This is a genomic window from Cytobacillus sp. FSL W7-1323, from assembly GCF_038595015.1.
GTDB classification, from domain to species: Bacteria; Bacillota; Bacilli; order Bacillales; family Cytobacillaceae; genus Cytobacillus; species Cytobacillus kochii.
Map to the genome: position 1 here is coordinate 54,370 of NZ_CP151998.1, position 12,690 is coordinate 67,059.

The following is a 12,690-nucleotide window of genomic DNA, read 5'->3' on the forward strand; positions in this document are numbered from 1 at the left end:
AGTTCAAATGTATAGGGGTGTGTAGACGTGTGAAAAAGTCATTCTAATTGACAAAAATATGTACTTTCCTTTCATTCCTTGAAATCATATGCTATTTAGGATATATTTTTTAATGGATAAAAAGGTTAATTGGAGGACTTTAAATGTCTAATCGATATGCGGTCATTTTAGCTGCTGGTCAGGGTACACGGATGAAATCTAAGCTATATAAAGTGCTACACCCTGTTTGTGGAAAACCAATGGTTCAGCACGTCTTTGATCAAGTATCTACACTTGATATAAAAGATATTGTAACTGTCATTGGTCATGGAGCAGATCTAGTTCAATCACAGCTGGGAGAAGCGAGTGAGTACCGGTTGCAGGAAGAACAGCTTGGTACGGCTCATGCCGTTATTCAAGCGAAAGATTTGTTGCAGGATAAAGAAGGTGTCACGCTTGTTATCTGTGGAGATACACCATTAATCAAAGCAGAAACAATGGAAGCGTTATTTAAACATCATGAAGAACAATCTGCGAAAGCAACTATACTAACAGCGCATACTGGTCAACCGACAGGTTATGGTCGTGTAGTGAGGAATACTGCTGGTCATGTAGAGAAAATTGTCGAGCATAAGGATGCGTCAGAAGAAGAAAGATTGATAGAAGAAATCAACACTGGAACTTATTGTTTTGATAACAAAGCTTTATTCCAAGCGCTATCACAAGTATCTAATGATAATGCCCAAGGTGAATATTATTTACCTGATGTCATTGAAATCTTAAAAGCCCAAGGTGAAATCGTTACTGCGTATCAAACACCTGACTTCGAGGAAACCTTAGGAGTAAATGATCGGGTGGCGTTATCACAAGCGGAGATGTATTTAAAGAAACGTATCAACGAACATCATATGAGAAATGGTGTAACAATTGTTGACCCATTAAATACTTATATCGGTGTGGATGTCGAGATTGGTTCAGATACAATTATATACCCTGGCACTATGTTGATGGGGCATACCATTATTGGTGAGGATTGTGAGATTGGTCCTTCTACTCAGATTGAAAACTGTCAAGTTGGCAGTGAAACGGTCATAAGGCAATCAGTGGCACATGATAGTGAAATTGGTGCGGGAGTAAAGATTGGTCCCTTTGCCCATATTAGACCGCAATCGCAAATTGATGATGAAGTTAAAATTGGCAACTTTGTAGAAATAAAGAAAGCGAAGTTTGGCAAGGGTAGTAAAGCTTCACATTTAAGTTATATTGGTGATGCTGAGGTCGGAAAAGACGTTAATTTAGGCTGTGGTTCGATAACAGTTAACTACGATGGAAAGAACAAATATTTAACAAAGATAGAAGACGGTGTATTTGTTGGTTGTAACTCAAACTTGGTTGCACCAGTTACAATTGGTGAAGGTGCTTATATTGCAGCTGGATCTACGATTACTGATGATGTGCCAGGCAATGCCTTATCTATTGCACGTGCTCGTCAAGTAAACAAAGAGAATTATGTAGATCAATTAAATCAAAAGAAATAAAAATTTATGGAGGCGCATCATGTCAAATCAGTATTTAGATCCCAATTTAAAAGTATTCACTTTAAATTCAAATAAAGGACTTGCCAGTGAAATTGCTAAATTTATCGGTGTAGAATTAGGTAAATGTTCGGTTACGCGCTTTAGCGATGGTGAAATCCAAATTAATATCGAAGAAAGTATTCGTGGCTGTGATGTGTATGTAATCCAATCAACTAGTAATCCAGTAAATGAGCATTTAATGGAATTATTAATTATGATTGATGCCCTAAAACGAGCATCTGCTAAAACAATTAATATTGTTATGCCTTATTATGGATATGCTCGCCAAGACCGTAAAGCGCGTGCACGTGAGCCAATTACTGCGAAACTTGCTGCAAATTTATTAGAAACAGCGGGCGCAACACGTGTGATTACGCTCGACTTGCACGCTCCACAAATTCAAGGATTCTTTGATATTCCAATCGATCACTTAATGGGTGTACCAATCCTATCTGAATACTTCAAGAACAAGGTAGAAGGGGATATTGTTGTCGTTTCTCCAGACCATGGTGGTGTAACAAGAGCACGTAAGATGGCAGATCAATTAAAAGCGCCAATTGCAATCATTGATAAGCGCCGTCCAAGACCAAATGTGGCAGAAGTGATGAATATTGTTGGTAATATTGAGGGGAAAATAGCTATTCTTATTGATGATATTATCGATACGGCTGGCACAATCACTTTAGCTGCAAATGCACTTGTAGAAAATGGAGCTGCAGAAGTGTATGCTTGCTGTACGCACCCTGTTTTATCTGGACCGGCAATTGACCGTATTGAAAACTCACAAATTAAGGAGCTAGTTGTGACTAACTCTATTGTTCTTGATGAAGAGAAGAAAACAGGGAAAATCGTCGAGCTATCTGTTGCATCTCTTATTGGAGAAGCAATTATTCGTGTCCACGAAGAGCAATCTGTAAGTGTGTTGTTCGATTAAAACAATTCTGACAAATCATGCCATCTATCGGATCATTACGTTTACTTAAATAATGGACATTTTGCTTACAAACGTCGAGCGATGTTTATCTTTCAGTTAATTAGGGAATCTTTTAATAATAAGCCTTAAATTTTGAAAGGGGACGTTAGAATGACTGTTTTAGAAGCGAAGGAAAGAAAAGAGTTTCGTCACTCATTTTTAACTAAAATTCGTGCAGATGGTAATGTTCCAGCAATTGTTTATGGCACGAAGATGGAGAGTAAGCCAATATTCTTTAATGAGGCTGATTTTATTAAGACGATTAAAGAAGTTGGTAGAAATGGAGTCTTCTCAGTCGATATTGATGGTAAGAAAGTAGATGTCGTCTTAACAGAATACCAAGCCGATCCATTAAAAAATACAGTGGTACATGCTGATTTATTATCTGTAGATAAATCTACAAAAATTACAGCAGAAGTTACTGTAAATACGGTCGGTGACTCACCAGGTGTTAAAGAAGGTGGCGTCTTGCAACAAGCGCTACATGAGATTACTGTTACCGGTACACCTGGCAATATCCCGCAATCAATTGATGTGGATATTTCTAAATTAGAGATAAACGATGTAGTCACTATTGAAGATTTAAAAGGTGCCTCCTCGTATGAAATTGAACATGACGCCGAAGAGACGATTCTTTCCGTCCTCCCTCCTCGTGTGGAAGAAGAACCACAAGAAGAGGAAGTTGTGGAAGAACCGGAAGTTATAAACGAAAAAGAATAATACCAAACTAAGGTGGGGACTGACCAGAGCACCAATGGGTCAGTCCTTATTTGAGGTAAGGGGGAAAGTGCTTAGTGAAACTATTTGTAGGGTTAGGTAATCCAGGTAAGCCCTATGATCGTACAAGACATAATATTGGATTTGATGTGATCGATGAATTATCTAAAAAGTGGGACATTCCACTTGATCAATCAAAGTTTAAAGGATTGTATGGTGCTGGATTTGTAAAAGGAGAAAAAGTTTTTTTATTAAAACCACTTACATATATGAATTTATCAGGTGAATCCATTAGACCACTGATGGATTATTTTCAAATTGAGATAGAGGATATTGTAGTTATTTATGATGATTTAGATTTACCGGTTGGAAAGATTCGCTTGCGACAAAAAGGAAGTGCTGGTGGACATAACGGGATTAAATCAACGATTGCTCATATCGGTACGCAAGAATTTAACCGCATCCGAGTGGGGATAGATCGTCCGCCTCAAGGAATGAAAGTCCCCGATTATGTACTTGGTAAGTTTTCTGAAGAAGAAATGAACGAAATGAAAGCCGTTATTAATAAATGCACTGATGCGTGTGAAGAATGGTTAAATATACCTTTCCTTCAAGTCATGAATGTATATAATCAATCATGATATAATGACTTGTGCATATCCTTCCAACAAACCGTCAATAATAATGACAATTGATGGATAAAGGGAAGTGTTATTGTTGGCTATTCATTACTCATGCCGCCATTGCGGGGTATCTTTAGGGACTGTCGATAAACAAACGGTTCAAGCAGAGCAATTAGGCTTTCATAAATTAAATGAAGAAGAAAGACATGAAATGATCCAGTATGACAATTCAGGAAACGTTTACGTGAAGGCGATTTGTGAGGATTGCCATGAATCACTAGAGCGTAATCCAGACTACTATCAGCAAGACTTTCTTATTCATTAAAGCTTTGGAGTACTTTCCAAAGCATTTTTCTGTTTCTTTATACTCTTTTCGATAGATAGGAAAAAAGTTTAGTACGATAATAGAGGGACTTTTCTTATAAAAATCGAATAATATATAAAGTTAACAACCATTGTTTGAAAAAATACGCATGATTTATATGCTTTGTGAGTATAAACATGTAAGTAAGAAAAATTTGGCTTCCTAACCTATACGAGGTTTAGGGAGCTTAAAGTGCTTTAAAAATGTATTTAAAAAGAAGAGCAAATAGGGGAGTAGTAGCTTTCTCAGGTTGAGGGAGAGATGTTGCTTTTTGTAATAGGAGGATTACTGCATGTTAGGGCTTAAAAAAGTATTTTCACAACAGGATGAGGTCTTGTCTGTATTATCAGGCATAGATGAAGGGTTAAATGAACAAATGGTGGCAGGTTTAACGGGTTCAGCTAGAACGCTTTTTCTGGCGGCAGTATATGAACAGTCTAAACGTCCCTTACTTGTGACAACCCACAATTTATTGCAAGCGCAAAAATTATATGATGATTTAACACAACTTCTAGGAGAAGAGCAAGTATTCTTGTATCCTGCAAATGAGTTAATTGCAGCTGAATTAAGTATATCTAGCCCAGAATTAAAAGGGCAAAGAATTGAAACACTCAACCATATGATGTCAGCAAATGATGGTGTCATGATTGTACCTATGGCCGGGTTAAAGAAGATCCTCCCACCTAAAGAGTTGTGGAGCAAACTTCAGTTAACGTTAAAAGTTGGCGATGAGCTAACCGAACAACAATTAAATCAGTTTATCCAAATGGGCTACAGTCGAGTGGAGATGGTGTCCTCTCCAGGTGAATTTAGTGTTCGCGGTGGTATTATTGATATTTATCCGTTAACAGAGTCAGACCCTATTAGGATTGAATTATTCGATACAGAGGTTGATTCTATCCGGTTCTTTTCTTTAGAAGATCAGCGCTCAAAGTCAAAGGTTGAGCGTGTGTTAATTGGGCCAGCTACAGAAACACCAATGGAAGGTGAACATTTTGAGCGGCTTATTCATACTTTAGAGTCAGGATTGGGTAAAAGCTTAAAAAAATTAAAAAATGACCAAGCCAAACAAAGCCTTACACAAAATATCGGTTATGAATTAGAACAATTAAAGACTGGTACTAAACCAGAGCAATTATATAAATATTTATCCCTTGCTTATGAGGGAGGCAGTAGTTTAATAGACTATCTTCCTGCGAACGGATTGATTTTTGTAGACGAAGTCAGTCGTGTACAAGAAATGAATGATTCCCTTGATAAAGAAGAAGCAGAATGGTACACGAACCTACTTGAAGAAGGACAGATTATTCACGACGTTGTGACTTCTCATTCTTTAAAAGAACTAATGTATACTAAGAAAAATCCGATTGTTTATATGTCCTTATTTTTACGACATGTACCGAATACAAATCCGCAAAATATTATTAATATCTCCTGTAAGCCGATGCAAAATTTTCATGGTCAAATGCATGTGCTTAAAACAGAGGTTGATCGCTGGAAAAAAGGAAATTATGCTATTGTTTTTCTTGCTGTAGATGAAGAACGGGTTCACAAATTGCAGAATGTGTTAGAGGATTATGATATTGAATCCGCTATCATCAAACAGGACTCTCTCCTTGCACAAGGAAGAATTCAGATTTTAGAAGGGGCAATTCAAACAGGTTTTGAGCTTAATAATCAACGGATTGCCGTAATTACAGAAGAAGAGCTATTTAATCATAAAACAAGAAAGAAACAGAGAAGACAAAAACTTTCCAATGCAGAAAGAATTAAGAGCTATTCGGAATTAAAGATTGGTGATTACGTTGTTCATGTCAATCATGGTATTGGGAAGTACTTAGGAATTGAAACTTTAGAGATTAATGGTGTCCATAAAGATTATTTGAATATTCGTTATCAAGGTAGTGATCAACTTTATGTTCCTGTTGAACAAATTGACCTTGTACAAAAATATGTAGGGTCTGAATCAAAAGAACCGAAGATTTATAAACTTGGCGGTAACGATTGGAAGAAGGTAAAGAAAAAAGTCCAATCCTCTGTTGAAGATATCGCCGATGACCTTATTAAATTATATGCCGAAAGAGAAGCATCTAAAGGATACGCTTTTAACCCTGATAGTGATATGCAGCGAGAGTTTGAATCTGCTTTCCCATATCAAGAAACAGAAGATCAAATTCGTTCCATTAATGAGATTAAAAAAGATATGGAAAGAGAAAGACCAATGGACCGTTTGCTTTGTGGAGACGTGGGTTATGGAAAAACAGAAGTGGCAATACGAGCGATATTCAAAGCAGTTGCTGATGGTAAACAAGTTGCTTTTCTTGTGCCAACAACGATCCTTGCACAACAGCATTATGAAACGATGCTTGAGCGGTTTCAAGACTACCCTGTAAAAATCGGTATGTTGAGTCGATTCCGTACGAAGAAACAACAAACTGAAACGATTAAAGGATTAAAAGCGGGGACGGTTGATGTTGTCGTTGGTACTCACCGTATCCTTTCTAAAGATTTAACTTATCGAGATCTCGGTTTGTTAATTATAGACGAAGAACAAAGGTTTGGTGTTACTCATAAAGAGAAAATCAAGAAATTAAAAACCAATGTCGATGTTTTAACATTAACAGCGACACCAATTCCGCGTACATTGCATATGTCGATGCTGGGCGTTCGGGATTTATCCGTTATTGAGACACCACCTGAAAATCGTTTTCCTGTACAAACATATGTGATGGAATATAACGGTGTATTGGTGAGGGAAGCAATCGAGCGAGAATTAGCACGTGGTGGTCAGGTCTATTTCCTCTATAATCGCGTGGAGGATATTGAGCGTAAAGCAGAGGAAATCTCTATGATAGTTCCTGATGCAAGGGTCGCTTATGCACATGGTCAAATGTCGGAGAATGAATTAGAGAGCGTCATGCTTGGTTTCTTCGACGGTGAATATGATGTCTTAGTAAGTACAACGATAATTGAGACTGGTGTAGATATACCAAATGTAAATACATTAATTGTTCATGATGCTGATCGCATGGGCTTATCTCAGTTGTATCAATTGCGAGGAAGGGTAGGTAGGTCTAACCGTGTTGCTTATGCGTACTTTACCTATCGTAAAGATAAAGTCCTTACAGAAGTGGCAGAGAAACGTTTGCAGGCGATTAAAGAATTTACGGAGCTTGGCTCTGGATTTAAAATTGCCATGCGAGATTTAACGATTCGAGGTGCAGGTAATTTACTTGGAGCGGAGCAACACGGCTTTATTGATTCTGTTGGGTTTGATCTATATTCACAAATGCTGAAAGAAGCAATTGAAGAGAGGAAAGAATCCATGGGCGGTGAGCCGAGAAAAGAGCCAATGGAAATTGATTTAGAAATTGATGCTTATATTCCAGATGCATTTATTTCTGATGGACATCAAAAAATTGAAATGTATAAACGCTTCCGTGGGATTACGAGCCTTGAGGATATTGATGAATTGAAAGATGAGATGGTTGACCGATTTGGTGATTATCCGGAAGAAGTCGCGTATTTATTTAAAATTGCTGAAATGAAAGTATATGGAGAAGTGGCTGGGGTCGAACTAGTGAAGCAATCAAAAGATGAAGTGCTTATCCTATTATCTGAGCAAGGTAGTGTGGAAGCTGATGGGCAAAAAGTATTCAAGCTTAGCAATCAATTTGGTCGCATGATTGGGCTTGGTATGGATGGGAAAAAACTGAAAGCGGTTCTCCATATAAAAGGAATTGCCACGAAAGAATGGTTAGAAAATGCATTCACTTTTATGAAGGGATTACAGGATACAAAGAAGGTTCCTGAAAAAACAGCCAAGTAAATGTTGAAAAATATTGGTAATTTTATTGTAAGAATTGCAATGTTTGATTGAGAAAGGACAAGGGTATTTCAAGGATAGAGCACATAAATGGAATGTTTATCCCTTTCTGGAATGAATCACACCTAAAAGAAAAAATAGTTGGACGTGTATATAACTTTCCTTATGAAAGATACTAAGTTCAAACATGGCGATGCATTCATGATATCTTCCTTATGAATCATAGCTATTTTGAAAAGCAAAAGCTGTAGTTTGAGTTAGATTTAACCGAAAATCATCTGTAAAGGGAAATATGTATCATTAGTGAAGGAATAAATGGGAAGAATTCTCGTTGTATCGTCCTAATGGCCATGGATCGGTTAGAGTTAAGCGGCTTTTTCTTTTCAGTAATTTAATCATCAGATGAAAGTGAGGCAACGTTGAATGAAAGCAACAGGTATTGTTCGTCGTATTGATGATTTGGGTCGTGTCGTCATTCCTAAAGAAATCCGGAGAACTTTAAGAATCCGTGAAGGAGATCCACTTGAGATTTTTGTAGACCGCGATGGAGAGGTAATTTTAAAGAAATACTCACCTATCTCTGAGCTTAGTGACTTCGCAAAAGAATATGCAGAAGCATTATATGATAGCTTAGGAAATCCGGTCTTAATTTGCGATAGAGATACATATATCGCTGTTGCAGGAGGCTCTAAGAAGGATTACTTAAATAAGAGTATTAGTGATCTAGTAGAGAAGACAATGGAGGATCGTAGCTCTGTTCTTGTGACCCAATCAAGCGAAATTTCAATTGTAGATAATCATACAGAATCCGTCGCATCTTACACAATAGGACCCATAGTAGCCAATGGCGATCCAATTGGTGCAGTCGTAATCATTGCGAAAGATGACACCATTGGTGCAGTTGAACAAAAATCCGTCGAAACCGCAGCTGGATTTTTAGCGAGACAAATGGAATCATAGTATATAGGTAATATGAGCTGGAGCTTTTCTAGCGTCATCTAGTGCGAACAATCATATTTTTAATGATGATTGTTCGCTTTATTTTTGTGTAGACATTGACTTTCGGGAGCTGAATGCTGCTAATGTTAGAGGAAAATGATCTGCCGTAAGATGCCGTTGGAAACGAATCAGCCCCTTAACTGAAGTCGACTGGAAATTCTTAATCGGGTAAAAAAGAGCCGCGTTCTGAAAAGACCGATTAAGATGGTAACGAAGTCAAAAAACCAAAGAGATTTTTGGTAAGAAGCACTAGGGGGAATACGTCTGGAGAAACCCAAGCGTGAAGAAATCATAATTAAGCCAGAAAATATCAAATAAATGCTTCAAAAATTGATAAATTCAAGTAGGATTTGATTAATCATAAGGAGAAATCATAGCTAAGCATCTTTTTACCGCAAAACTACACCTCAATATTTAAAATGCCTCCCTCAGGCAAGGAGCGAGAGACAAATATCAATAAATGAATATGCTATAATACATTTCGAAGTTCATAGTTAAGCGGTATCGTCGTGCTTATAGGGGGAGATATCTTCTGGATACCAATCAAACTTCTACGAGTATAATGAAAGGTGCGGTTATTTTGACTGCGGCAGGAATAATTGTCAAATTGTTGAGCGCGGTTTATCGCATTCCTTTCCAAAACATAGTAGGAGATATCGGGTTTTATATTTATCAACAAGTGTACCCTTTTTATGGGATCTTTCTTGTTTTAGCCACAACAGGTTTTCCAGTTGTGATTTCAAAACTATATATTGAGCAAAGAACGAGGAATGGTGAGGAAGGTGGACGGCGGTTATTAAAAGTTGCCGGATTATTGTTATCAATGATTGCTATTATATGTTGCTTAACGATGTATTTTAGTGCGGATGCCTTAGCTTACTATATGAACGATCCTCAATTGGCTGATTCCTTGCGCATTGTTGCTATTAGTTTTTTAATATTACCACTTGTATCAGTGCTAAGAGGTTTTTTTCAAGGAAAAGGAAATATGATGCCAACAGCTGTTTCTCAAGTGAGTGAACAACTTTTACGAGTGCTGTTTATCTTACTTTATGCTTATATACTAACTAAAATGGGTGCTTCCATTTATTCTGTTAGCGGTGGAGTTTACTATGGTGTCATTTTAGCCTCTTTGGCAGCTTTTGCAATCTTGCTATTTTATTTTATAAAAGAAATGAAAAGTGCACCAAGAATAAGGCAGAAGCACATGGGTGTTAGCTCGTATTTTCAACTGTCTAAAGAGATTATTGTCCAAAGCTTTGCTATTTGTGTGAGTAGTTTATTACTCATTTTTATCCAGTTAGCAGATGCCCTCAATCTTTATGCCTTATTGACGACATCGGGTTTTTCTGAGATTGAAGCAAAGACATTAAAGGGTGTATATGACAGAGGTCAGCCACTTATTCAATTAGGTTCTATTGTTGCCACTTCGATGAGTTTATCGCTCGTACCAATTCTTACATACGTAAAAATACAGCAACCTCAACTACTCAATGAAAAAATCCAATTGGTCATTAGAGTGAGCCTTCTATTTGGCGTTGGCGCTTCAGTTGGGCTTTGGGCGATTGTGAGTCAAACAAATGTCATGCTATTCGAAAATGATAAAGGGTCAGCCGTTCTAGGTTTAATGTCTATTGTTATTTTACTAAGCTCTCTTGTGATTACTTTGGCAGCCGTACACCAAGGTTTAGGAAATAGCTTTTTCCCAGCGTGGACGATTTTAATCGGAGTGGGAATTAAGTACTTTCTGAATACCTCATTTGTACCGCATTATGGAATATATGGGGCTGTATACGCCACATATATCGCGTTAGCGTTGATGGTAATTGCTTTGCTGTTTCGGTTAAAATGGAACCAAAGTGTCAAACTTGTTTCAGTACGTGAGTTATTGACAATCCTTAGTTCTGCTATTCTGATGACGATTTTTTTAAATTTGTATCTCTCTGTTACTGCACTCTCATTCATGAGTGGAAGAGTACTTGCTACCTTTCAATCGTTAACCGGCGCTGCTCTCGGTGCGATTCTTTATTTATTTCTTACGATTCGCAGCAACATATTTACAGAAGCAGAGCTACGTCAGTTACCTTTTGGAGAAAAGCTTCTCCATTTTATGAAAAGAAGATAAAAACAACCGACACAAAAAGTAAAATAAAGGAGAATTATTTATAATGAAGGTAACAGTTATTGGCCTTGGAGCAGGAGATCTTAATCAACTGCCACTAGGAGTATATAAGCTATTAACCAGTGTTAATAAAGTTTATTTAAGAACAAAAGAACATCCTGTGGTATCAGCATTAACAGCAGAAGGAGTGCTATTTGAATCCTTCGACAAGATCTATGAATCACATGATCAATTTGCAGAGGTATACGAAGAAATAAGCACCCTTTTGTTAGAAAAAGGAAAAGTAGAAAACATTGTTTATGCTGTGCCAGGTCACCCGCTTGTAGCAGAAAAAACGGTACAATTACTCATTGAACGGGCTGATGAGTATGAAGTTAATTTAGAATTTAAGGGTGGCCAAAGTTTTCTAGATAGCATGTTCCAAGCGTTAAGGGTTGATCCAGTTGAAGGTTTTACACTATTAGATGGTACGGACTTAAAGGGAAGTGAACTTGTTCTTACACAACATATGATTATCGGACAAGTATATGATGCATTCATTGCATCTGAAGTAAAATTGACGTTAATGGACTATTTACCGGATGATTATTTAGTAAAGATTGTAACAGCGGCCGGAAGTAGTGAAGAAGTGATTAAAGAAGTTCCACTTTATGAACTAGATCATGATTTAGCTTTAACTAATTTAACATCTGTATATGTCCCTCCCGTTACGAATGAAGCGATTCTTTACCCAACGTTTCCTAAACTGAAAGAAATCATTGCTACCTTAAGAGGTCCAAATGGATGTCCGTGGGATAAGAAACAAACACATCAATCTTTGAAGAAGTATTTAATCGAGGAAGCGTATGAATTAATCGAAGCGATTGAAGAGGATGATATTGATCATATCATTGAAGAGCTAGGGGATGTGTTGTTACAAGTTATGCTTCATGCCCAGATAGGAGACGATGAAGGGTACTTCTCTATTCATGATGTAATAGCAGGTCTTTCTAAAAAAATGGTTTTTAGACATCCGCATGTGTTTGGGGAGAGAGCAGCAGAAGACGTAGATGAAGCGTTACGTAACTGGAATGAAATGAAAAAACAAGAAAAAGGCGAAAAAACATCGTCAATATTGGATGGTGTTCCAAAATCATATCCAGCCATGTTGCGTGCAGAAGAGTTACAAAAACGTGCTGCAAAGGTCGGTTTCGATTGGGAAAACATCCAACCAATGTGGGATAAGGTGTTTGAAGAAATTAAAGAATTTCAATTGGAAGCCGAGAATAATAATGACAATCGCATAATTGAATTTGGTGATATATTATTTGCATTTATCAATATTGCTCGGTATTATCAAATCAATCCAGAAGAAGCATTACATCGAACCAATACGAAATTTACCAATCGTTTTTCATATATAGAGAAAAAACTAGATAAGAATCTAAAAGAGGCGAGCCTGGAGGAAATGGATCGTTTTTGGGAAGAAGCGAAGAAAAAAGGTTACTAAATGAACTTTTTAGGGTAAAGG

The 12,690-nt window shown here is 37.3% G+C and carries 9 protein-coding genes; all 9 read left to right on the forward strand.

The features are described 5' to 3' along the window. Positions 1–143: 143 nt before the first annotated feature. The 9 genes from glmU to mazG all read left to right on the forward strand — a co-directional run bounded on the left by glmU (position 144) and on the right by mazG (position 12,669). A complete protein-coding gene (gene glmU / locus MKX67_RS00280; protein ID WP_095371284.1) occupies positions 144–1,517 on the forward strand; it encodes a bifunctional UDP-N-acetylglucosamine diphosphorylase/glucosamine-1-phosphate N-acetyltransferase GlmU in 1,374 nt (457 codons plus the stop codon). A 19-nt stretch (positions 1,518–1,536) separates the two neighbouring features. Beyond that, a complete protein-coding gene (locus MKX67_RS00285; protein WP_095371283.1) occupies positions 1,537–2,490 on the forward strand; it encodes a ribose-phosphate diphosphokinase in 954 nt (317 codons plus the stop codon). A 150-nt stretch (positions 2,491–2,640) separates the two neighbouring features. Beyond that, on the forward strand, positions 2,641–3,249 hold the full coding sequence (locus MKX67_RS00290; protein WP_095371282.1) for a 50S ribosomal protein L25/general stress protein Ctc: 609 nt from the start codon (positions 2,641–2,643) through the stop codon (positions 3,247–3,249). Positions 3,250–3,323: 74 nt separating this feature from the next. Next, on the forward strand, positions 3,324–3,887 hold the full coding sequence (pth, locus tag MKX67_RS00295) for an aminoacyl-tRNA hydrolase (protein WP_095371281.1): 564 nt from the start codon (positions 3,324–3,326) through the stop codon (positions 3,885–3,887). A gap of 76 nt (positions 3,888–3,963) precedes the next feature. Further along, positions 3,964–4,194: an anti-sigma-F factor Fin family protein gene (locus MKX67_RS00300; RefSeq protein ID WP_095371280.1), complete on the forward strand. Its 231-nt coding sequence runs from the start codon at positions 3,964–3,966 to the stop codon at positions 4,192–4,194. Between the two features lie 331 nt (positions 4,195–4,525). Beyond that, a complete protein-coding gene (mfd, locus tag MKX67_RS00305) occupies positions 4,526–8,062 on the forward strand; it encodes a transcription-repair coupling factor (protein WP_307319217.1) in 3,537 nt (1,178 codons plus the stop codon). A 420-nt stretch (positions 8,063–8,482) separates the two neighbouring features. Continuing rightward, the gene (gene spoVT / locus MKX67_RS00310; RefSeq protein WP_095371279.1) at positions 8,483–9,019 is read left to right on the forward strand and encodes a stage V sporulation protein T; all 537 of its coding nucleotides are present in this window, start codon (positions 8,483–8,485) and stop codon (positions 9,017–9,019) included. Between the two features lie 619 nt (positions 9,020–9,638). Next, positions 9,639–11,183: a polysaccharide biosynthesis protein gene (locus MKX67_RS00315; RefSeq protein WP_233435333.1), complete on the forward strand. Its 1,545-nt coding sequence runs from the start codon at positions 9,639–9,641 to the stop codon at positions 11,181–11,183. Positions 11,184–11,226: 43 nt separating this feature from the next. Beyond that, the gene (gene mazG, locus MKX67_RS00320) at positions 11,227–12,669 is read left to right on the forward strand and encodes a nucleoside triphosphate pyrophosphohydrolase (protein WP_095371277.1); all 1,443 of its coding nucleotides are present in this window, start codon (positions 11,227–11,229) and stop codon (positions 12,667–12,669) included. The last annotated feature ends 21 nt before the right edge of the window (positions 12,670–12,690 follow it).